This window comes from Rhizobium sp. CSW-27 (assembly GCF_018760785.1).
Lineage (GTDB): Bacteria > Pseudomonadota > Alphaproteobacteria > Rhizobiales > Rhizobiaceae > Neorhizobium.
On the sequence record NZ_JAHHZO010000009.1, the window covers coordinates 1 to 22,196 of the forward strand.

The 22,196-nt window shown below is 64.0% G+C and carries 16 protein-coding genes and 1 rRNA gene; 7 read left to right on the forward strand and 10 right to left on the reverse strand.

The genetic code is table 11. From position 1 onward, the window contains the following. The 10 genes from KLP42_RS17120 to KLP42_RS17165 all read right to left on the reverse strand — a co-directional run. Nucleotides 1-279: ribosomal RNA gene (locus KLP42_RS17120) — 16S ribosomal RNA — on the reverse strand; the annotation flags it as partial. A 655-nt stretch (nt 280-934) separates the two neighbouring features. Further along, nucleotides 935-1,195 carry a cell division topological specificity factor MinE gene (gene minE / locus KLP42_RS17125; protein WP_215568168.1) on the reverse strand — a complete coding sequence of 87 codons (261 nt, stop codon included), beginning with the start codon at nt 1,193-1,195 and terminating at the stop codon, nt 935-937. Further along, entirely contained in the window at nt 1,192-2,007 is an 816-nt protein-coding gene (gene minD / locus KLP42_RS17130; protein WP_215568169.1) for a septum site-determining protein MinD, read from the reverse strand. The genes minE and minD overlap by 4 nt, the downstream gene beginning before the upstream one ends. A gap of 29 nt (nt 2,008-2,036) precedes the next feature. Beyond that, nucleotides 2,037-2,774: a septum site-determining protein MinC gene (gene minC / locus KLP42_RS17135; protein ID WP_215568170.1), complete on the reverse strand. Its 738-nt coding sequence runs from the start codon at nt 2,772-2,774 to the stop codon at nt 2,037-2,039. 343 nt (nt 2,775-3,117) lie between these two features. Beyond that, nucleotides 3,118-5,049, reverse strand: coding sequence for a beta-galactosidase (locus KLP42_RS17140; RefSeq protein WP_215568171.1), 1,932 nt, complete (start codon nt 5,047-5,049; stop codon nt 3,118-3,120). Continuing rightward, on the reverse strand, nt 5,049-6,143 hold the full coding sequence (locus KLP42_RS17145; RefSeq protein ID WP_215568172.1) for an ABC transporter ATP-binding protein: 1,095 nt from the start codon (nt 6,141-6,143) through the stop codon (nt 5,049-5,051). The genes KLP42_RS17140 and KLP42_RS17145 overlap by 1 nt, the downstream gene beginning before the upstream one ends. Continuing rightward, the gene (locus tag KLP42_RS17150) at nt 6,136-8,241 is read right to left on the reverse strand and encodes an alpha-galactosidase (RefSeq protein ID WP_215568173.1); all 2,106 of its coding nucleotides are present in this window, start codon (nt 8,239-8,241) and stop codon (nt 6,136-6,138) included. Before KLP42_RS17150 ends, KLP42_RS17145 begins: the two co-directional genes overlap by 8 nt. Continuing rightward, nucleotides 8,238-9,089: a carbohydrate ABC transporter permease gene (locus tag KLP42_RS17155; protein ID WP_215568174.1), complete on the reverse strand. Its 852-nt coding sequence runs from the start codon at nt 9,087-9,089 to the stop codon at nt 8,238-8,240. Before KLP42_RS17155 ends, KLP42_RS17150 begins: the two co-directional genes overlap by 4 nt. Further along, nucleotides 9,089-9,997: a carbohydrate ABC transporter permease gene (locus KLP42_RS17160; RefSeq protein WP_215568175.1), complete on the reverse strand. Its 909-nt coding sequence runs from the start codon at nt 9,995-9,997 to the stop codon at nt 9,089-9,091. The genes KLP42_RS17155 and KLP42_RS17160 overlap by 1 nt, the downstream gene beginning before the upstream one ends. Before the next feature lie 88 nt (nt 9,998-10,085). Beyond that, on the reverse strand, nt 10,086-11,318 hold the full coding sequence (locus KLP42_RS17165) for an ABC transporter substrate-binding protein (protein ID WP_215568176.1): 1,233 nt from the start codon (nt 11,316-11,318) through the stop codon (nt 10,086-10,088). Between the two features lie 164 nt (nt 11,319-11,482). Between KLP42_RS17165 and KLP42_RS17170 the strand changes: the two genes are divergently transcribed. From KLP42_RS17170 to KLP42_RS17200, 7 genes are all read left to right on the forward strand, one after another. Further along, nucleotides 11,483-12,406: a helix-turn-helix domain-containing protein gene (locus KLP42_RS17170; protein WP_215568177.1), complete on the forward strand. Its 924-nt coding sequence runs from the start codon at nt 11,483-11,485 to the stop codon at nt 12,404-12,406. Between the two features lie 89 nt (nt 12,407-12,495). Continuing rightward, nucleotides 12,496-12,882, forward strand: coding sequence for a WGR domain-containing protein (locus KLP42_RS17175; RefSeq protein WP_215568178.1), 387 nt, complete (start codon nt 12,496-12,498; stop codon nt 12,880-12,882). A 171-nt stretch (nt 12,883-13,053) separates the two neighbouring features. Beyond that, a complete protein-coding gene (gene bcsN / locus KLP42_RS17180) occupies nt 13,054-14,106 on the forward strand; it encodes a cellulose biosynthesis protein BcsN (protein WP_215568179.1) in 1,053 nt (350 codons plus the stop codon). Nucleotides 14,107-14,148: 42 nt separating this feature from the next. Then, nucleotides 14,149-16,308 (forward strand): UDP-forming cellulose synthase catalytic subunit, encoded by a 2,160-nt coding sequence (gene bcsA, locus KLP42_RS17185; protein ID WP_215568180.1) that lies wholly within the window; start codon nt 14,149-14,151, stop codon nt 16,306-16,308. Then, entirely contained in the window at nt 16,305-18,764 is a 2,460-nt protein-coding gene (locus tag KLP42_RS17190; protein WP_215568181.1) for a cellulose biosynthesis cyclic di-GMP-binding regulatory protein BcsB, read from the forward strand. The genes bcsA and KLP42_RS17190 overlap by 4 nt, the downstream gene beginning before the upstream one ends. Beyond that, nucleotides 18,761-19,804, forward strand: coding sequence for a family 8 glycosyl hydrolase (locus KLP42_RS17195; protein ID WP_502941310.1), 1,044 nt, complete (start codon nt 18,761-18,763; stop codon nt 19,802-19,804). The genes KLP42_RS17190 and KLP42_RS17195 overlap by 4 nt, the downstream gene beginning before the upstream one ends. Continuing rightward, nucleotides 19,795-21,987, forward strand: coding sequence for a tetratricopeptide repeat protein (locus KLP42_RS17200; RefSeq protein WP_215568182.1), 2,193 nt, complete (start codon nt 19,795-19,797; stop codon nt 21,985-21,987). The genes KLP42_RS17195 and KLP42_RS17200 overlap by 10 nt, the downstream gene beginning before the upstream one ends. The last annotated feature ends 209 nt before the right edge of the window (nt 21,988-22,196 follow it).

Sequence of the window (22,196 nt, forward strand, 5' to 3'; positions counted from 1 at the left end):
AACGCGGGCCGATCCTTATCCGATAAATCTTTCCCCCGAAGGGCACATTCGGTATTAATTCCAGTTTCCCGGAGCTATTCCGAAGATAAGGGTACGTTCCCACGCGTTACTCACCCGTCTGCCGCTCCCCTCCATCAAGAAAGCTTCTTAAGAAGCTTTTTTGATCTTCTCTTTCCAAGGAAAATTCCTTCAAGCTTGCTTGAAGGAGGGGCGCTCGACTTGCATGTGTTAAGCCTGCCGCCAGCGTTCGTTCTGAGCCAGGATCAAACTCTCAAGTTGAGAATTCAATCTAGACTATCACTTGTTCTGAATCGACGAGAACTCACTCGACCAACCAATGCATCACTGCACAATTGGCCTGGTGTTCTCATATCAAAACGTGACCGTCTCTAATCGTTTTCAATGAAGAGCTAAAAGCTCCCCGCGAAACCGCGCCGACCACGTTTCTCTTTCTCATCCATATTCAATTGTCAAAAAACAGACCGCCAAAGCAGTCAAATCCAAAGTCAAAAAATCACCCGAGCCAAAACCGAAACCTCGGCTCACATCAACCATTCAGCCAATGTCGTGATCTTCAAAACCAGGCAAAACAACCAAACCAATCAGCAAAAGCCAACCAATCCGACAATTTCACCAGAACGAGTAACTCCGTCGCCAGCAGCGCCGCCGCCCTCGTTGGTGAAACGGCTTATACGGATACCATCCTATATCGTCAACTCAATAAGTCGCAAAAACGTCAAGAAAATCGCAAGTAACTGAAAATAAACGGGAAATTGAGATGACTGACCCAGAGAGAGCCGAAGATCCTTCGGAGGCGGGCCGAAACCGGGGCAAAGCTGTAAAAACGGAAAAGGGCTGCCCGTGACGGCAGCCCCTTTCATCCTTGGTGGCAGCGCCGGCCCATCGGCCAGAGCCTGTCGGCGTTTCAGCCGGCTCAGGCCGCCAGCATGGTGGCGTCGCGCGGGATCTCGACATCGATCTCCAGGATCGAGACATGCTCGTCGCGATCGACCTTGATGCGAACCTTGTCGCTGTCGACCTGCACATGCCGGGCGATGACCGCCAGGATTTCCTCCCGCAGCACGGCGACAAGATCGGTTCCGGTCGACGCACGCTCGTGGGCCAGCAGCACCTGCAGCCGCTCCCGCGCCATCGGCGCGGACACCGGCTTGCGAAACAGCTTGAACAGACTCATGCGGCCCTCCGTGCGAAGATCTTGGACAGCAGGCCGCGCTTTTCGCCCGGAACGGAGACTGGCAGCGTTTCGCCGGCGAGACGGCGGGCTGCCTCGAAATAGGCCATGGCAGGCGCCGAGCGCGCATCGGCCAGCGTCACCGGCGCGCCGATGTTGGACGCACGCAGCACATCCGTGCTTTCCGGAATGATGCCGAGCAGCGGGATCGACAGGATTTCCAGCACATCCTCGACCTTCAGCATGTCGCCGCGCTCGGCGCGATTGACGTCGTAACGGGTCAGCAGCAGGTGCTTTTCCATCCGTTCGCCGCGCTCGGCCTTCAGCGTCTTGGAATCCAGCAGGCCGATGATGCGATCGGAATCGCGTACCGAGGAGACTTCCGGATTGGTGACCACGACGGCGACATCCGCATGACGCATGGCAAGCGTCGCGCCGCGTTCGATACCGGCCGGGCTGTCGCAGATCACCCAGTCGAAATAGCGCTTCAGTTCGTTGATGACCTGCTCGACGCCCTCCGGGGTGAGGTTGTCCTTGTCGCGGGTCTGGGAGGCCGGCAGCAGGAACAGGGTTTCCAGACGCTTGTCGCGGATGAGCGCCTGCGGCAGCTTGGCATCGCCTTGGATGACGTTGACGAGATCGTAGACGACGCGGCGTTCCGCCCCCATCACCAGATCGAGATTGCGCAGGCCGACGTCAAAATCGACGACGACGACCTTTTCGTTGCGCTGCGCAAGTGCTGCGCCGAGCGCGGCGGTGGAGGTTGTCTTGCCGACCCCGCCCTTGCCTGATGTAACGACGATGACCTTGCCCATCTTGCTCTCCTGTTCTCGCCGGTTCCGGCTCAAATTAGTTTCTCGGCCATGATCGCATCCCCTTCCAGCCACAGCTGGACCGGCTGTCCCAGCAGCGCGGGGGCGAGATCCTCGGCCATCTTGTAGACGCCATCGATCGCCACCAGCTCGGCTTCGAGCTTGCGGCAGAAAATGCGGGCGCCGGCATTGCCGACGGCCCCCGCCATGGCGCGCCCGCGCAGGGCGCCGTAGATGTGGACCGATCCGCCGGCGATCACCTCGGCGCCGGAGGCCACCGAACCGACCACGGTGACATCGCCTTCGGTGAAGACGATCGACTGGCCGGAGCGCACCGGCTCGCGGATGACCAGCGATTGCAGCGTCTGGCGTGGCGCTTCCGTAATGATCGGCTGTGCAGCGGCCGGTTGCGGCGCCTCGATCGTCGCTTCGCTTTCGGTCACCTCGACATCGGGGGCCGGACGACCGCCCTTCAGGGCCGGCGGCATGCCCGGACCGATCGCCGAGGGACGCGCGCCTTCGACGCCCATCACGCTGACATTGCGTTCGCCGAGCGCCGTGATGAGGTCCTTCAGCTGGGTCCGGTCGAGACCGAGATCCGTCACATCGAGAACGACGGGACGTCCCAGAAAGAAGCCGGCCGAACGCTTCGCCAGATCGTCAAGGCGGGCAAGCCAGTCATCCATGGGCAGATCCGGCGACAGAACCACCGCCAGAAACGAGCGGCCCTTGATCCGGATGGAGCGAGAATCTGTTAGCACTTCAGTCATCTACGTAAACAAATCGTTGACCATGCCTATCCCCGGCGTGGTTAACAGATGGTTAACACCGAAGCATGGGGGAAGCTTGCGCCACTGCTTAAACGGCCGCCATCTCTTGTTTTTTAGGGCTTTTGCAGGTTTGCCGGTGGCCTGGAATTTTGTGCGGGACGTTAACGAAATCTGCCAGCCAGGGGCAGTGCGAGGCCTGCAGGCACCCTGGCACAACCCGTGCGGGGCGAATCAGCTCGCCTGCACGGGAACCGACGGCGTTCGGACCGTCACGGCAAGCAAAAGGCCCGCGGATCATCCGGGCCGCGGGCCTTTCCCTGATATCATTGCCGCCAAGCCGCGGTCAGCTGCGCCAGATGGAAACCGCCTGCGGTTTCAGCACGGCATCGCCCTGAACGAGTTCGATGCCGGCCGGCAGCGCCCACGCCTCGGTACCATAGTTGAAAGCGAAGACGAGATCGCCGCGACGACGAATACGGATGAAGTCCGGCACGGGCAGCGTCTCGAGGCCGGCCTTGTCGGCGGCAAACGCCAGCACGGAGCCGAGAAGGGCCTCGTCGGCCCAGCAGGCGAGATAGAGCACGTTGCCCTTCTCGGTCAGAGCCGGGTTGCCATTGTCGAAGCAGGCCAGCACGTCTGCCGTCGTCTCCACATATTCGCGCCAGCGAATGCCGGCCCCGGAGACAGTGCCCGAGACGGCATCGGACAGGCCGGGCCGCAGGCTGGACACCTGCACCACGCGATTGCCGGTGAGATCGGCCAGCGGTCCCGGCGGCAGGTTGTGCGGAATGCGGAAATTGCGGTCGCGCGAGCCGGTGCGCGCACCGATGAGCACGGTCCCTTCCGCCTTTTCGAGCGCGGCGCGGGCCGCCTCGTCCACCTCCGTCATGCAGGGCACGACGACCAGCGGATAGCCCTCCAGCGAAGCGCCGGGTCGCACGAAATCCACATTGAGGCCAAGGCGGCGCAGACCTTCGTACCAGCGGAAGCACAGTTCCTCGTAACGGAAGTCCCGGCCCTGCGGCTGGATCATCGTCGTCCAGTAGCTCTGGTAATCGAAGAGGAGCGCCACGGGCGCCTTGTCAGTCTGCGGCAGGCCGCCGAGTTTCGCCAGTTCCTCTGCGACGGTGCGCGCTTCCAGCCCCCCCGGCGACCATTCGTCCAGTCCGGCAAGGTTGAGGCCGGCATGCATCTGCTCCTGGGCAAAGGGCGCCTGACGCCAGCGGAAATAGCTCACGACCTCGGCACCGTGCGCGAGCGCCTCCCAGGTCCACAGCCGCACCATGCCGGGCTTAGGCACGGGGTTCCACGGCGCCCAGTTCACCGGACCCGGCTGCTGCTCCATCACCCAGAACCGCCCCTTGCCAACGGCGCGGTAGAGATCGTGGTGATAGGAGGCGATGTCGGGATGCGAGGTCTCGGCCCAGCGGTTGCGCTCCGCCTCGGTGAAGGGAAATTTTTCGACAAAGCCGATGGGATAGCTGTCCCAGGAGGCGAGATCGAGATTGTCGGCCACCTGGAAGTGATCGAAATCGGAAACGAAGCCCATGAAGTTATGGGTGATCCAGCGGCCCGGCGAGTGCCTGCGAATGATCTCGCACTGCATCCTGTCATAGGCGGCGACCTGATCGGAATGGAAGCGCCAGAAATCGAGACGCGTCGCCGGATTGGGCTCGGTCACCGTCAGGTTCGGCAGCGCCACATCGTCGAAGCTCTGCAGTTCCATCGACCAGAACACCGAGCCCCAGGCCTCGTTCAGCTGGTCGGTGGACTGGTAGCGCAGCCGCAGCCAGCGCCTGAAGCTCTTCAGATCCTCCGGCCCCCAGGAGAGCGTCGTGTCATGGCAGCCATATTCATTGTCCGTCTGCCAGCCGACGATGCCGGGATGCTCCCCGTAGCGCTTTGCGACGATCTCGACGATGCGGGCGCTTTCCTTCCACCAGGTCTGCGAGGAAAAGGTGTAGTGCCGGCGCGAGCCGAAGCCGCGCGGGCGGCCCTGCTCGTCATAGGGAATAATGTCCGGGCATTCGTCCACCAGCCATTTCGGCGGCGTGGCGGTCGGCGTGCCGAGCACGATCTTCAGGCCGGCGGCGGCAAGCACGTCGATGGCACGGTCCAGCCAGTCGAAGGTGAAGGTGTCACGCTTCGGCTCCAGCCGCGACCAGGCGAATTCGCCGATGCGCACGAAGGAAATGCCGAGTTCGCGCATGCGGCGCGCATCGCTCTCCCAGCGGCTTTCGTCCCAATGTTCCGGGTAGTAGCAGACGCCCAGCATTATCGTGTCAGATCCCCATTGATGACGGCGAGCCCCTGTCCGTCGAACAGATGGCAGGCCTTTGCATTGATGCCGAGCGTCAGCGTTTCGCCCGGCTTTTGCGTTGCAAGGCCATCGGCCTTGACGGCGAGTTCGGATCCATCCGCCAGCGTGACGAAAAAGAGGGTCTCGGAGCCAAGATATTCGGCAAGCTTCACGGCGGCGGTGATCGTCACGTCGCCCTTTCCGTTGGCATCGATATGCTCCGGACGCAGGCCGAGCGTCATTTCGCCGGCCGGGACGGCGGCGCCATGCGCCGGAAGCGGAAGATCGGCGCCCGGCAGGGCGATGCGGACCGAACCGCCCTCGCCTGCCGTAACCTTCACCTTCAGGAAATTCATTTTCGGGGAGCCGATGAAGCCGGCGACGAACAGGTTGTTCGGGCGATGATAGAGTTCGAGCGGCGAGCCGACCTGCTCGATCTTGCCGGCCGACAGAACGACGATCTTGTCGGCCATGGTCATGGCCTCGACCTGGTCGTGGGTGACGTAGATCATCGTCGCCTTGAGGTCCTGGTGCAGCTTCGAAAGCTCGGTGCGCATCTGCACGCGCAGCGCCGCGTCGAGGTTCGACAGCGGCTCGTCGAACAGGAAGACCTCCGGATTGCGCACGATGGCGCGGCCGATCGCGACACGCTGGCGCTGGCCGCCGGAGAGCTGGCCCGGCTTGCGCTGCAAAAGCGCCTCGAGCTGCAGCATCTTCGCCGCTTTTTCGGTGCGCTCGGCAATCAGCTCCTTCGGATGGCCGGTCATCTTGAGACCGAAGCCGATGTTTTCGGCGACCGTCATGTGCGGATAGAGCGCATAGGACTGGAAGACCATGGCCACGCCGCGTTCGGAGGGGCCGACACTGGTCATGTCCTTGCCGCCGATGGCAAGCGCCCCGGAGGTGATCTCCTCGAGACCTGCGATCATGCGCAGAAGCGTGGACTTGCCGCAGCCGGAGGGGCCGACGAAGACACAGAACTCGCCATCCTTGACGTCGAGATCGACGCCCTTGATGACGCTGAGCGCGCCGAACTGCTTCTTGACGTTGCGAAGGCTGACATCAGCCATGGGATTTGCCTCCCTTGAAAGGTGTAAGTTCGAGGAGCATCGCGCTTTCCGGCTTCAGCATCGGCAGCGGCAGGCCGGCAAGGCCGGCGGCCGCGAGCGAGAAGGAAACCTGGCCCGCGAGCAGGCGCTTCTGCCCCTCGGAGATACGGATGAATTCGGGTTCCGCCGGCAGCACGCTTTGAATGGTCCAATCACCACCGAAACGCGTGACGCTGTCCGGCAGCCTCAGCGGCGCCGGCTGTTCGCCGACCATCTGCGGCCCCTGCGCGACGATCAGCACGATCTTCTCAGCGCTCGCCGCACCCCAGACATAGCGTCCGTCGACGGGGTCCATCTGGAAATTGGCCCCCGGTGCATGGAAGAGGCCGCGCAGCCGCTTGTAGGTCTCGATATAGAGTTTCAGGTCGCTGCGCTCGTCCTCGGACAGTTCCAGCGGGTTGAGCTCGACGCCGAGATGATAGGCGATCGCCACCAGTGCCCGGAAGGCGAGCGTATGGCGCCGGCCGGTCTGGTGGTTCGGCACGGCCGAGATATGGCTGCCGAGAATTTCCGGCGGCACGAAGCGGGAGGCGCCGCGCTGGATTTCCAGTCGCTCCAGCGCATCGGTGCAATCGGAGGTCCAGACACGATGGGTGCGCTTCAGCGCGCCGTAATCGATACGGCCGCCCCCGGAGGCGCAGCTTTCGATCTCGACCTGGGGATGGGCGGCGCGAACGCGGTCCATCAACGCATAGACGGAACGCGTCTGGGCAGCGATCTTGGCCTTGCCGTCGCGGCCGCCGGCATGGGTCAGGTCGCGGTTCATGTCCCACTTGACGTAGGAGACGGCGTGGTTGGACAGCACCGCATCGATCTTGGCGAAGAGGTAGTCGGACACCTCCGACCGCGTCAGGTCCAGCACCAGCTGGGTGCGCGATTCAAGGATCGGGCGGCCTTCGATGGTCAGCGCCCAGTCCGGATGCGCCCTGTAGAGTTCGGAGACGGGATTCACCATTTCCGGCTCGAACCAGATGCCGAACTGCATGCCGAGCCCGGTCACATGATCGACGAGCGGCTTCAGGCCGTCAGGATATTTGCGGGCATCGATATCCCAGTCGCCGAGGCTGGTGGTGTCGTCGTCCCGCTTGCCGAACCAACCGTCGTCCAGCACGAAACGCTCGATGCCGAGTTCGGCAGCGGCCGTCGCCTGTGCCTTCAGCGAATCCATCCGGTGGTCGAAGTAGTTTCCTTCCCAGGTGTTGAGCGTCACCGGGCGGGGCGACATGCGGCCACCCGGCCAGTCGAGCAGTTCGCCGCGCACGAAGGCGTGGAAGGCCGCCGTATCCGGGCCGGCATAGGCGACCGGGCTCCGATAGCTTTCGCCGGGGCCGAGAATCATCTCGCCCGGCTCGAAGAGTTCACCGAGATGGATCAGCCGCTGACCGTCATCGGTGCGGTCGATGACCATCTGGTGATTCCCGCTGAAACCGAGGGCTACGCCAAAGCGCAGGTCCGCCCCCTCGATGAACAGCATGGGAAAACGGTCGTGCGAGGTACGCCCGCGCCGGCTTTCCTGGCTCCAGATGCCGTTGCCAAGCGCCTCGCGCCGGGTCTGGAACTCGCGGCCCCAGATGCCGGTAAAGCTCGTGACCTCGACAGCACCTTGCGGCGCCAGGAAGGTGCCGGCCATGCAGCGGTCGAGCTGGTAATAGGCCTCGCCGCGATTGATAAGCCGTGTTGCCATCGAGAGAAGCCCGCTCGCATGGGCGGTGATCTCGATGGCAAGCTCCAGCTTCGCCACCGTATCGCTGCCGAGGAGCACGGTGCGCGCGCCCTCGCGGTTCACGCGCCAGGCGCCGAACTGCGCGACGAAATCGCGGCCCTGCCGGTGGCCTGCAATCGCCGGCCAACCGAAGAAGCCCATGCCGCCGGTCGGCAAAAGAACGGCGGAGGCAACGGCGATATCCATGCCGTTGACCCGGCTGGAGCGCTCGATGTCGAACAGCGGCTCGGCCAAAACGGCGGCTTTTCCAAAGCTTACGATTTCAGGCATGCCGAGAGCCGGCAGGCGCAGGCTGAGCGCAAAGGCGCCCGAGCCGATGATTACGATGTCACTCATCCCTTGGTGGCTCCAAGCGTCAGGCCGGCAATGAAATGCCGCTGCATCAGGAAGAACATGGCGACCGGCGGCAGCGCTGCGACGATCGAACCGGCGGAGACCAGATGCCAGGCGGCAACCCACTGGCCGTTCAGCGAATAGAGGCCGGCAGTCACCGGCATGGCGTGCTGGCCCTGCACCAGCACGGTTGCCCAGAAGTAGTCGTTCCAGACGAAGGTGAAGACGAGCACCGAAAGTGCTGCAATCGCCGGCCGCATCAGCGGCAGAACGATGTAGCGGAAGATCCGCCATTCGGAAACGCCCTCGACGCGGGCGGATTCGATCAGCGCAAACGGCAGGCCCTTGATGAAGTTGCGCATGAACAGCGTGCAGAATCCGGTCTGGAAGGCGACATGGAACAGCACGAGGCCGAGCGTGGTGTCATAGAGCCCGGCGCGCAGCGTCATGTCGCGCACCGGCACCATCAGGATCTGGAACGGAATGAAGTTGCCGGCGACGAAAAGGAAGAACAGGACGAGATTGCCCTTGAACCTGTAGACGGCAAGCGCAAAGCCGGTGAGACAGGACAGCGCCACCGCACCGATCACGGTCGGGATCGTTACCTTGAACGAGTTGAGGATGTAGAGACCGATCGGCGAGTCGCGGAACACGGCCGTATAGTTCTCGATGCCGGCGAAACCGGAGGGAATGCCGAAATAGTTGCCGGCCGCGAGATCGCTTGCCGGGCGCACCGAGGTCAGGGCCACGCCGATCAACGGCAGAAGCCACAGGACAAGCGCGATCGGCAGCACCACCTTGTAGGTCGTCTGGACGAAGGGCAAGGCCTTCTGGATGGGTGTGGGGAACATCAGGCGTTCCTTTCCTGGGCGATCATCCGCACGATGAACAGCGTGATGAAGACCATCATGATGAGGAAGAGCACCACCGCGATCGCCGCGCCATAGCCCATGCGGAAGCCGTATTCCGAGAGCGCCTGCTCGTACATGAAATAGGAGAGCACCTGGCTGGAGCCGTAGGGACCGCCGGCGGTCATGATCGACACAAGGTCGAAGGAGCGCAGCGAGCCGATGACGGTAACGACCATGGCAATGAAGGTGGCGGGTGCCAGCTGCGGCAGGATCACGTGCCACAGAAGCTTCAGCCCCTTGGCGCCATCCATGCGGGCGGCCTCGACCTGCTCCGGATTGATGTTGTTGAGGCCGGTCAGGTAGAGGATCATGCAATAGGCCGTCTGCGGCCAGAGGCCGGCGACGATGATGCCGTAGGTAACGAAGCGTTCGTCGGCGAGGATGGCGATCTGCTGGCCGGTGATCTCCTCGATCAGCTTGGAGAACAGGCCGAAATCCGGCGCGTAGAACCAGGTGAACATAAGGCCGACGACGACCTGGCTCAGCACAAAGGGAAAGAAGAACAGCGATTTGTAGAGGCGGATGCCGGGAACTGTCTGGTTGAGGAACAGCGCCACCGCCAGACCAGCGGGAATGGACAGCAGATACAGCACCAGCCAGATGATGTTGTTCTTCAGCGAGGTGTAGAAGTCGTCGTCCTGCAGCAGCTCGGCATAATTGCCGAGCCCGATCCAGACCTTCGCTCCCAGCCCGTCCCAGTCGTGAAAGCTGATCCAGATGGATTCGAAGATCGGCACCAGCACATAGATGATGAACATCAGGAACCCCGGCGCAAGGAACAGCCAGGGCGCGAGCTTCTGCTGGTTTTTCTTCCAGAAGCCCGGCTGCGGAGAGACGGCCTGTGTCACGGCAACACCTCGGGAAATTTTCGGAATGGGAAGCACCGGATGCCGGCTCCCCGCGAAGGGAGCCGGCATCCGGCGCCGGGAGGATGGCTTACTTGTAGACGCGCTGGCGGATCTTCTCGAGGCGGGCCAGGATGGCATCGGCCTTGTCCGGCTTCACCATGAATTCCTGGAAGCCTTCCATGCCGGCCTTGGCCATTTCGGCATTGGCGTCGCGGTCATAGAACTGCGCAAGCGCATGCGCCTTGGACAGCATCTCGAAGCCCTGCTCGAGGAACACGTCCTTCGGCTTCTCCGCCTTGTTGTTGACCGGCAGCTGGCCGAGCGTGGCATTCATCTTCGACTGGGCGGCCGGCGAGGCAACGTAGGCGAGGAACTTCTTCGCATCGTCCTTGTTCTTGGCGCCGGCCGGGATGTGGAAGGTATCGGTCGGCGCCTCTTCGGACACCGGCAGGCCGGGCGTGATTTCCGGGAACTGCAGGAAGCCGATCTGGTCTTCCTTGAGCCCGCCGTCCTTCATGGTGGCAACGGCGAAGTTGCCCATCAGATACATCGCAGCCTTGCCCTGCACCAGCTGCGGCACGGCGTCCTGCCAGTCGATGGCGGCGTGGTTGGCAATGAAATAGCCGGGCTTCACCAGTTCGGCCCACTTGTCGAACACGGCCTTGACGCGCGGATCGGTATAGGGAACCTTGCCGGAGGTCAGTTCCATGTGGAATTCATAACCGTTGACGCGCAGGTCGAGATAGTCGAACCAGCCGGCGGTCGGCCAGAGCGCCTTGGTGCCGATGGTAAACGGCGTGATGCCGGCAGCCTTCAGCTTCTCGCAGGCGGCCAGCAGTTCGGCCCAGGTCTTGGGCGGCGTGATGCCCTGCGCGGCAAAGATGTCCTTCCGGTAGTATATTCCCCACTGGTAGTAGGTATAGGGCACGCCCCACTTCTTGCCGTCGATGGTCATCGAGGTGGACGCGGACTTCAGCTGGTCGTCCAGGCCATTGGCGGTCCAGACGTCGGTCACGTCGGCAAACAGGTTGGCCTTGACGAAGGGCTCCATGCGGTTACCGGCATACCAGGCAACCACGTCCGGCGCATCGGCCGTCAGGAAGTTGCGGATCGCGGACTTGTAGCCCTCGTGGTCGAAATTGTTCCACTTCACCTTGATGTCAGGGTTCGCCTTCTGGAAATCGGCGATCAGCTCTTCCATCGCCTTCTTCGGCACGGGATCGGAGTGGTCGGAATTGATGGTGATCTCACCTGCGAACGCCGCCGAGGAGATGAAGGCGGCAGACAGCGCAAGCCCTTGCAGGCCTTGAATAAAGGTCATGATTTCCTCCCTATGACCGGTATGCAGTCGCTTGGACGATTGAGGGAGCCAAGTCACCCGCAGCCCCGACTGCCGGTGGACGATCTTGAACTCGGCTTGATCATCAAACCCAAATCCGTAATGTTCTACCGAATTTCAGGGGAAGTTTTCCGGAATCCTAAGACATGAACCTGCAGCCCCTTCACATTCAGGATGAATCCGTGCCCGTTCATCCCGATCATGACCCGCGTCATCCGCTGGTCATCTTCGGCGATCACCGCTTTTGCGCCGGTGCGCAACTGGAGGTGCAGAAGATGGCCGGACCACACATGCACAGCCAGATCGAGCTGAACTTCGTGCTGTCCGGCCGCATGACCTACTGGTTCGACGGCCGCGAGCTGACGGTGGGCGAGAACCGCCTCTGCCTGTTCTGGGGGATGATCCCGCACCAGGTGATCGACCGGGCGGAAGGCACCCGCTTCGTCTGTCTCTACGTGCCGATGTCGGTCTTTCTCGGCTTTGCCAGCCTCAGCCGCTTCCGCGACGCCGTCTTCCGCGGCGCGGTCATCGAGGCGCTCGACATCCGCAGCTGGGACCGGGACGTCTTCCTGCGCTGGCGCGACGAACTGTTGTCGGGCGATGCGGAGGTGATGGAGATCGTGCGGTCGGAACTGACGGCGCGCGTCATGCGCATCGAACGGGAAGGCTGGCGGGATCTGCGCGAACAGGCGGCGGCCATCCCGACCTCAGGCCAACGCGACGCGGACTGGGTGCTGCATGTGGAGAACATGCTGCGCTTCATCGGCGAAGGCGCGCTCAGCGACATTTCAGCCGAGGATGTCGGGCGCGCCGCCGGCCTGCATCCGAACTATGCGATGACGCTGTTTCGCAAGGCCGTCGGCATGACGATCAACCAGGCGATCATCCGCCACCGGCTGGACACGGCGCAATCGCTGCTGATCGCGACCGACTTGCCGATCACCGAAGTCGCCTACGAATCCGGGTTCGGCTCGCTCTCCACCTTCTACGAGGCCTTCCAGCGGCGCTTCAAGGAAAAACCGGTGCAATATCGCCGCCGCATGCGGCCGTCGCTTGCCGCGGCGGGCTGACCTTTCCATCAGCTTCGTGAATCGGTCGATAGGGATCGATTCAAAGGTCTCGTTGGACAGTGCGGACGTCGCAGCCGATTCTGCGAGGCATGGGCACGCACTTCTACCAGATCCACATCGAGCGCATCGATCCGCAGCGGAACATGGCCCGCTACTATCACCTCGCCATCGCGCCGACCCTGTTCGGCGACCTCTCCGTGATCCGCACCTGGGGGCGGATCGGCACACGCGGGCAGACACGCGTGCATGTCTTTGCGCGAGAACAGGAGGCTGTCGGTTTCTTCCTTAAGCTGCTGGCCTTCAAGAAAAGACGCGGGTACAAGCCCTCCACCCCCGAGAATCCAAGGGGGCTGCCAGTTTCGCAGAAGGCCGCGCCATATGCCGGCATGCCGTGCCCTGAACGACCGATGCCGGATGGCGTCTTCCTGGCCCGGGCACCTCTCCGGAACGACGGAACGTATAAGAAAAACGAATAACCAATCAGAATCTGCGGCCGAAAACGGGCGGGGACGCGCGTCATTTTTGCGCCACATTATATAACATCTTCAAATAATTAAGTCTTTTTTAACCATCCTGCACTTTATCTGTGAGCGTTTGGTAAAGCTTCATGATTCGAAGCGCCCGTAGATGGATTTCGGGGAAACGATGTGACGAAGGCGGTCTCTTCCAACTGCGCAAGCGCCGTGGCGCTGGCCGCGTGCGCTTTTCTGGCTGGCTGCCAGACGGGCGGAGAAATCACGACGCCGCGCGCGCCCGAACTCGTCACGCGGGAATCCGCGCTCATCATGCCGCCACCCGGCGCCTTTGCGATGGTCGGCGTGGTACAGCAGAATTACAGCAACGGACTGGAACAGACAGTCTGGCTGAAGACCTCTTCCTCGGTGGCAGGACAGAACTATCTGAAGATCCGCTATGTGGGCGGCAGCAGCAACGCAGCCCGTCCAAGCATCGATTACGCCCCCCTCACCCCGCAGACGCTGCGCCGGGAGCAGGCGACCGCCGTGCCCGGCGTTCGCCTTGCCGCCACCGGCAACTTCCTGCGCAATGCCTATGGACCGCTCGGCTATGCCAGCGGACGCAGCGGCAGTGGCGATGCCTGCCTGTTCGGCTGGCAGCAGATCCGCTCGCGGGCGGCCCCTTCCGGCATCGGTCGCGATTTCGGCATGATCCAGGTGCGCGCCCGCATCTGCGACCATGACGCAACGGAGCGCGAACTGCTGAACGTGATGTATGGCTACACGATCACCGGTACCTTTGCGGGCGAGATCTGGAACCCTTACGGCTCGGCGCAGCCCGTCTCGCCCCTGCTGGCCTATGCCGGACAGCAGATCCTGCCGCCGGAAAACCCGGTTCCGGCGACCTATTCCTTCGGTTACCGCGCCCCGGCCGAAACGCCCGCCGCCCGGCCGCAGGTGGCGGCGGTGACCACCCGACCGAGCGAACCGGTGCGTGTCGCACCATTGGCCGCTCCGGAGGCAAGAACGCAACCGCCACAGCCGGACATTCACATCCCTCTGCCGGACACGCTGACGGGAACCACCAGCCAGACACAAGGCCGGACTGACAAAAGAACGGGATTTGCGGAACCGCCCCCTTCCGCGAAACAGGATGCGGCGCCCGCGCCATCCATGCCCCTCGTGCCCATGCCGGACTGTCTGGCATCGGCGACGCACGGCGCTGGCTGCACCGCAAGACAGTGATCTGACATGCCGCTTTCGCGTATCTCGTTTCCAAGGGACAAATTGGACATGGCCCGCAATGTCGCCTTCTGGGCGCTCTCATCGGCTCTCGTGGTCTGCGTGCTCACCCTCCCGGTCAGCACGCAGACGCAGCTGATCCTCAGCTTTACCATCGTGGTTCTCATCACGGTGCTGAAGATCACGGCGCCGGAGGGCAAATGGCGCCTGATCACGCTCGCGCTCGGCACGTCCATCGTCATCCGCTATGTCTTCTGGCGCACGACGGAAACCATCCCGCCGGTCAGCCAGCTGGAGAACTTTATTCCCGGTATCCTCGTCTATCTGGCGGAAATGTACAGCGTGCTGATGCTCGGCCTCAGCCTGTTCATCGTGGCGCTGCCGTTGCCCACCCGCTCCGGCGGAACCGTCGAGCGCGACAGGCTGCCGAAGGTCGACGTCTTCGTGCCCACCTATAACGAGGAGTACGACCTGCTGGCCAATACGCTGGCGGCGGCAAAGGCGCTGGACTATCCGGAAGACAAGCTGCAGATCTGGCTTCTCGATGACGGCGGAACCCGGCAGAAGCAGCACTCCCACGATGTGCGCGAGGCGGAAACGGCCATCGCCCGGCACCATTCCCTGATGGAACTCTGCCGGGTGCTCGGGGTCAACTACCTGACGCGCGACCGCAACGAGCACGCCAAGGCGGGTAACCTCAATAATGGCCTTGCCCATTCAACCGGCGAGCTTGTGGCCGTCTTCGATGCGGACCACGCGCCGGCCCGCAACTTCCTGCTGGAAACGGTCGGGCACTTCCAGGACGATCCGAAGCTGTTCCTCGTCCAGACGCCGCACTTCTTCATCAATCCGGATCCTCTGGAGCGCAACCTGCAGACATTCGAGAGGATGCCGAGCGAGAACGAGATGTTCTACGGCATCATCCAGAAGGGCCTCGACCGCTGGAACGCCGCCTTCTTCTGCGGTTCGGCCGCTGTCCTCAGCCGCGCGGCCCTGCAGGAATCCAACGGCTTCAACGGCGTCAGCATCACCGAGGACTGCGAGACGGCAATCGTCCTGCACAGTGCCGGATGGAACAGCATATACGTGGACAAGCCGCTGATCGCCGGCCTGCAGCCGGCGACATTCGCAAGCTTCATTGCACAGCGCAGCCGCTGGGCCCAGGGCATGATGCAGATCCTGCGCTTCAAGGCGCCCATGTTTCGCAGCGGCCTCTCGCTGCCGCAAAGGCTCTGCTACACCTCCTCGACCCTGTTCTGGCTGTTCCCGTTCACCAGGGCGACCTTCCTGCTGGCGCCGCTTGCCTATCTGTTCTTCGGCCTGGAGATCTTCACCTCCTCCGGCGGCGAGTTCCTGGCCTATACCGGCGCCTACATGGTGGTGAACATGATGCTGCAGAACTATCTCTACGGCTCCTTCCGCTGGCCCTGGATCTCCGAGCTTTACGAGTATATCCAGACGGTTCACCTGCTGCCGGCCGTCATCTCCGTCATGCTCAATCCGAGGAAGCCGACCTTCAAGGTCACGGCAAAGGACGAGACCGTGTCGGACGACCACCTCTCGGAGCTCGGGCGCCCTTTTTTCATCATCTTCGGCATTCTGATCGTCGCACTGCTCGTCACCGCCTACCGCGTCTATACCGAACCCTACAATGCCGACGTCATCCTGGTGGTGGGAGGCTGGAACCTGCTGAACCTCATCATTGCCGGCTGCGCGCTGGGGGTCGTTTCGGAGCGCCGCGACCGCGCCTCTTCGCGCAGGTTCCGCGTGCGGCGTCGCTGCGAGCTGGGAGTCGATGGGCGCTGGTATCCCGCCTCCATCGAGGATGTGTCGGTCGGCGGCATGCGGCTGCAGGCCTATGGCAAGGATCTGAATGCGGTATCGGCCGATTCCCTGGTGGAAATCCGCTTCAAGCCGCATGGCAGCGAGGAGATGGCACGCCTGCCGCTTCTGGTGCGCAGCCTTCATGCCAGCGGCGAGATGGCCACGCTTGGATGCAAGTACATGCCGGCCGATGCCAGCGATCACCGCTGGATCGCCGACCTGATCTTCGCCAATTCCTCGCAGTGGGAGCAGTTCCAGCTCGGCCGCCGCAGGAATCCCGGCATGCTGCGCGGCAGCATCTGGTTCCTCGGTCTTGCGCTGTACCAGACGAGTCGCGGCCTCAGCTATTTCATCCGCGGCCTCCGGGGGAAACCGGCATGATCAGGCCTTGCAATCCCCTTCTTCCGCTGCTGGCAGGCGTGTTGGCGCTGGTGCCTGCCGCCCGCGCACAGGTCGCGCCCTTCGACATGTCGCCGGAGCGCTCCACCCTGACCGCCCCCGTGCCACAGGCACCGGTCCCGCCCGCGCCGCAGATCGTCCCGCGCCAGGCGCCGGCGCAGCCGATGCCGCCCCGCACCCCGCCCGCCGCGCCGGCGCCGACGCCGACGCCGGCAATACCTGCACCGTCCACCTCGGCGCGCCCGCCGGAACAGGCCGTGCCGGCAAAGCAGGCAGCTGCGACCTCCGCACAGACCCGCCGACGCTATCTCGTCCCGGCGCGCCGCATGGTCCTCGAAGGAGAGCGGGCGGAACGAAACTGGTCGATCTACCTGGAAGACGACGAGGCGTCCGGCGCCGCCGAACTGCAGGTGACCTTCCAGAATGCGGTGGTGGTGGCTCCGGAAGCTTCCGCTCTGAAGGTGTTCATCAACGGAAACCTGCTGGTCGACGAACCGATCGCTGCCGCCGACGCGCCACGCCCGGTGAGGGTGAAGGTGCCCGCGGGCCTGCTGCAGCCGGGCGGCAACCGCATCCGCATGCTGGCCGTTCAACGGCACCGCACCGACTGCGACATCCGCTCGACCTATGACCTGTGGACCGAAATCGATCCCTCGCAGACCTTCCTCCTTCTCGACGGACATCGCACGACACCGGATTCCATCCAGGAGAGCGTGCGGGCGATGGGCGTCGACGCAACAGGCGCCTCGCAGTTCCAGATATGGATGCCGGCGCTCGGCCAGACCAATGCGGCTGCGGCGGCCCTGCGGCTGTCGCAGGGGCTCGCCCTGATGGCGGCAATGCCGAACCTCTCCTTCCAGTTTTCGGCGACAGCCGTCCCCACGCCGGGACGCGGCCAGATCGGTGTCATCATCGGCACCTGGAGCGAACTTCAGCCGCTCTTCCCGGCGCTGCCGGAGACGGCACGCCAGGCGGCGATCGCCACCGTTCTGCCGGGACAGGGCGAAAGCGGCGAGACGCTGCTGGTCTCCGGCCCGACCTGGGACAGCATCCGTAGCGCCGTCGATACCATCATCGGCACCGTCGACCCGCAGGATGGCGCACGCCAGGACATCGTGGCGACCCAGCGCTGGTCGGCACCGGATGCCCCCCTGCTGCTCGGCGGGGAGAACATTCCACTTTCGCAGCTGGGGATCGAGACGGTGGAGTTCGGCGGCCGGCGCCTGCGCATGGCCTTCACCATCGCGGTTCCCTCCGATTTCTATGCCAATGCCTATGGCGAGGCGACGCTGCTGCTCGATGCCGCCTTTACCGACGAGGTGCGCCCCGGCAGCCATATCGACGTCTATGTGAACGGCAACATCGCATCGACCCTGCCGATCAAGGCGACACAGGGCGGCATCTTCAACCAGCTGCCGGTCAAGGTGCCGCTGCGCCATATCCAGCCGGGTCCCAACCGCATCTGGGTCGAGGTGGCGCTCGACACGGCGGCGGATGCCGTCTGTCTGCCGGGAACCCCTGCGGCCGACCGCCCGCGCTTTGCCGTCTTCGACAGTTCACGCTGGGTGATGCCGCGCTTTGCCCGCCTCGGACAGATCCCCAATCTTTCCGAACTGGCCGGCACGCTTCCCTCTGTCGAACCGCCAAGACCGCTGCTCCTGTCCATGGACCGGCTGGAGCCGGACACGCTTGGCGCAGCCGCCACTCTGCTTGGCAAACGCGCCATGGCCGACGGCGCGGCGTCCGGCATCGAACTCGGCAGCATGTCGCAGGCGCTTGGCAGCCGCGACGCCCTGTTCGTCGGCACCGCCGCGCAGATACCACCGAAGCTTCTGACCCTGTTCGGCATCGATCCCACCGCCCTCACCAGCTGGCACCCGCAGGTCGGCAGTGTGACGAGCGACCGGAACGACACGCCGGCCAGCATGAGCAAATGGCGCTCCCAGATCAGCGGCAGCCTCCTCGGCGACCGGCTCAGCGCGCTGGAGCAATGGATGAATCGCAGCTTCGACATCTCGATCGATTCGCTTGACATCATCCGGCGCCGGGACGGCCTCGTGGAGCCGAGCGTCAACGACACGGTGGTGCTCAGCCAGACCCTCAGCCCCGACGGCGGCAACCGGTGGACGGCTGCCATCGCATCGACCTCGACAGACCTGCGCGATGGCGTCATAGGCCTGACGGAACAGGAGAACTGGCGCCAGATCGCCGGGCGTCAGACCGCCTATCGCGCCCGGACGGGCGAGGTCATCGTCCGCTCGGCATCGGAGATCAACCTCGTCCAGACCGTGCCCTTCTCCCTCGCCAACTTCCGCCTGATTGCCACCAACTGGCTTTCTAGCAATATTCTAATATATGCTATCGTGGTCGTGGCGCTTTGCTCGATTCTGGGTATAGCAACAACCGTAATGCTTTCGAGAATGGGACGCCGTACGTGAAATCCTGGCTGTCTATGCTGTTCACCCTCCTCATGCTGCTGCCGGCATCCCTGGCGCATGCCGTCGAGCCGTCCATCCATGAGGACGAGTGGGCGCAGTACCGGAGCCGCTTCCTGGATCGCGGCGGCCGCATCATCGACAATGGCAATCGCGGCATCAGCCACAGTGAGGGCCAGGGCTACGGCATGCTGCTTGCCTTCCTGGCGGACAACCGGGCGGATTTCGAACTCATCTGGCGCTTCACCCGCAACGAACTGCTGCTGCGCGACGACGGTCTTGCGGCCTGGAAATGGGATCCGGCCGCCCAGCCGCATGTGACGGACGTCAACAGCGCAACGGACGGGGACCTGCTGATCGCCTATGCGCTGGCACTGGCCGGCAGCGGCTGGGACAACAGGGACTATGTCGCGGCCGCGACCCGGATCGCCAAATCCATTCTGCGCGAGACCGTCGTGCGGCATGCGGGCAAGACCATTCTGCTGCCGGGCGCCAGCGGCTTCTCCTCGCAGGACCGCGATGACGGGCCGGTGATCAACCCCTCCTACTGGATCTTCGAAGCCTTCCCCGTGATGAATGCGCTCGTACCCTCGGAAGCATGGGGCAGGCTTTCCACCGACGGGCTGCAACTCATGACGCAGTTGCAGTTCGGCCCGGCCCAGCTACCGGCCGAATGGGTGAGCCTGCGCAGCGCCCCCCGCCCGGCCGCCGGCTTCGAACGGATCTTCGGGTACAATTCCGTGCGCATCCCGCTCTACATGGCCCGCGCGAGGGTCGGCGATACGGCCGCGCTTGCCCGCCTGCGTGCTGCGCTTGCCGCCGAAGGCAGGCCGATGGCGACAGTGGATCTTTCGACCGGCAGGCCGCTGCAGCCCCTGACGGACAGGGGCTACATGATCATCCTCAGCCTGCTCGACTGCATCACGGACGGCACCAGGGTGCCGGAGACGATGCAGGACTTCCAGCCGGATCTGTATTTTCCCGCGACCCTGCAACTGCTGGCGCTGTCCTTCCTGCGCGAGGAGCATGCGGCATGTCTCTGATGCGCAACCTCACGGCCCTCGCCGCCGCCTCGCTGCTGATCGGCACCGTCGCCATCGCTCCGGTGCGATCCCAGCCGGCGGACGACAGCGCGGCATCGGCGGCGGCCGTTCCGCTCGAGCGGCAGGGGCGTCTTCGGCCGGTCGAGGAGACTGCAGGCGGCGCCGGCCGTTCCGGCACGCAGGGCACAGCGGAGCGCAGCCCTTTGGGCGGACGCACGAGCCAGTTGCGCATGGTTCAGGATGCCGTCAGCGCCCAGGCACAACCGCCCCGGCCCAGCGGCGAGCCCGATCTCAGCGCACTCCGCTATTTCGCGAGCCGAGGCGACACCGCAAGGCTGCAGGCGGAAATCGCCAGATTGCGCAGCCTCTATCCCGACTGGACGCCGCCCGCCGATCCGCTCGCCGTACCGCAGAATGTCGACCGCCAGCTTGAGCAATTGTGGCAGCTCTACGCGGAAGGTCGCTATGCCGAGGTGCGCGCCGCCATCACCGAACGCCAGACGTCGGAACCCGGCTGGACGCCGCCCGCCGACCTGCTGAGCCGTCTGGCGCTCGGCGAGGCCCGGACGCGGCTCATCAATGCCTCGGACCAGAAACAGTATGCCACCGTCATCGAGCTTGGCGCGGCCAATCCGAACCTGCTCAACTGCAGCGATGTCGATGTGCTGTGGCGCATCGCCGAGGCCTTCGTCAGGACTGATCGCAGGCAGCGCGGCGTCGATGCCTACCGCTACATCCTCCAGCACTGCGACAATCCGCAGGAACGGCTGGCAACGGCCCAGAAGGCACTTGCCCTTCTGCCGCTTGCCGATGCGCGGCCGCTTCTGGCACTGGAGCGTCCGCTTGCCGATGGGCAGCCGGAATTTGCCACGTTGCGTGACGGACTGGCGCGCCGCGCCGTTGCAGAAGCCAACGAGGCCAACCGGACCGACGTCGACCCGGCTGACGTGGAGCGGCTGGAAGCGCTGGCCGGCAGCGAAGGCCAGGCCTCCGACATGCTGCTTCTGGGATGGCTGCACCGGGCAAAGGGCGAGCTCGACGCGGCAGAGACCTGGTTCCGCAGGGCCAATCAGAAGGAGGCCTCGGCCTCCGCGGCGCAGGGGCTGGCGCTGGTGCTGGTGGCACGCGGCAAGCCCGGCGAGGCCGAAGCGATCATGTTCGGCTGGCGCGACGCGTCCGACGAAGCCAGGGCAACCTATCTGGCAGCCGCCACCAATTATCTGGCCGTCGAGCCCGCCCCCGTCATTGCACCGGAGGTGCTGACGCGCATGGCAACCGAGATACTGACGTCCCGCCACACGCCCGGCGCCCAGCAGCTCGGCTGGTATGCGCAATCCTTCAACCAGCCCCAGGTGGCGGCGCGCTGGTTCGAAACGGCGCTGCAATGGGCCCCCCAGGACGAGCCTTCCGCCTACGGACTTCTGGTTGCGCGAGATGCCCTCAACGATCGTCCCGGCGTAGCCGAAATCCAGCGGAACTGGGCAAGCCGCTCGCCGCGCATCGCGGCCTTTTTCGAACGGCTTGCCACAGCAACCGTACCTTCGGTGCGAACGGCCGCGGCAGTCGCGGCACCGAAAGCAGAGCCGGCGCGCCCGCCGGTGCTGCCCCGGCAAGGACCGGAGCCGGTTCGCCCGGCGGCGGAAACGCGCGGTATCTCCCGTCAGTCCGCCTGCCAGGCTGCATCAAGCGGGGGCCCGGCCGCCTCTGCGCAGCAGATGCTGATGCAGGGCTGGTGCCTGATGGATCTGCAACGTCCGCTCGAGGCAGTCGAATCCTTCGAGGCCGCCCTGAAAAGCCCCTCGGCGCCCATCCGGGAAGATGCCGCCTATGGCCAGTCGCTGGCCTATCTCAGGCTGGGCCTGACGGACAATGCCGCCGTTGCCGCGACCAAGTCACCGCTGCGGCCAGCCCGCGCAGCGGAGCTGCAGGTCGCCATCCTGGCCAACCGGGCACTGGCCGCCTTCTCGGCGCAGCGCTATCGCGAGACATTGATCTATCTGGACCAGCGTGCGGCACTGAAGGCGGAGACGACCGACCTGATGATCCTGCGGGCCAACGCGTATCGCGCGCTGGGCGACACGGCAAGCGCGCTGCAGATCTTCAGCGTTCTGGCCGAGATCGGAAACGGCGACGGAATGAAAGGCGTCGAGGAAATCCGCTCGCTCGACGATCACAACGGCTGACGCGCTGCCCGATCGGCAAGGCCGCCTGACTGGCTGGAAGCGGCGCGCCGTGCAGCCCCGCTGCGCCATTCATGCCTCATACGATCCCGTCGCATCTCCTGCGGCGGGATCTGGCTACACGGTGCGTCCGACGAAGCCGGAATGGCCCGGAGGGCTCCTCTTTCCGTTCTGACACGGTTTCAGGCACAAGACCGCGGCGCATGCCCGCT

What these genes read in the sequence shown, in the direction of transcription:
- KLP42_RS17200 (WP_215568182.1), top strand. Translation starts at nt 19,795, where the DNA reads ATGTCTCTGATGCGCAACCTCACGGCCCTCGCCGCCGCCTCGCTGCTG.
- KLP42_RS17155 (WP_215568174.1), bottom strand. Translation starts at nt 9,089, where the DNA reads ATGTTCCCCACACCCATCCAGAAGGCCTTGCCCTTCGTCCAGACGACC.
- KLP42_RS17150 (WP_215568173.1), bottom strand. Translation starts at nt 8,241, where the DNA reads ATGAGTGACATCGTAATCATCGGCTCGGGCGCCTTTGCGCTCAGCCTG.
- KLP42_RS17165 (WP_215568176.1), bottom strand. Translation starts at nt 11,318, where the DNA reads ATGACCTTTATTCAAGGCCTGCAAGGGCTTGCGCTGTCTGCCGCCTTC.
- KLP42_RS17190 (WP_215568181.1), top strand. Translation starts at nt 16,305, where the DNA reads ATGATCAGGCCTTGCAATCCCCTTCTTCCGCTGCTGGCAGGCGTGTTG.
- minC (WP_215568170.1), bottom strand. Translation starts at nt 2,774, where the DNA reads ATGACTGAAGTGCTAACAGATTCTCGCTCCATCCGGATCAAGGGCCGC.
- KLP42_RS17145 (WP_215568172.1), bottom strand. Translation starts at nt 6,143, where the DNA reads ATGGCTGATGTCAGCCTTCGCAACGTCAAGAAGCAGTTCGGCGCGCTC.
- KLP42_RS17140 (WP_215568171.1), bottom strand. Translation starts at nt 5,049, where the DNA reads ATGCTGGGCGTCTGCTACTACCCGGAACATTGGGACGAAAGCCGCTGG.
- KLP42_RS17170 (WP_215568177.1), top strand. Translation starts at nt 11,483, where the DNA reads ATGAACCTGCAGCCCCTTCACATTCAGGATGAATCCGTGCCCGTTCAT.
- minD (WP_215568169.1), bottom strand. Translation starts at nt 2,007, where the DNA reads ATGGGCAAGGTCATCGTCGTTACATCAGGCAAGGGCGGGGTCGGCAAG.
- minE (WP_215568168.1), bottom strand. Translation starts at nt 1,195, where the DNA reads ATGAGTCTGTTCAAGCTGTTTCGCAAGCCGGTGTCCGCGCCGATGGCG.
- KLP42_RS17175 (WP_215568178.1), top strand. Translation starts at nt 12,496, where the DNA reads ATGGGCACGCACTTCTACCAGATCCACATCGAGCGCATCGATCCGCAG.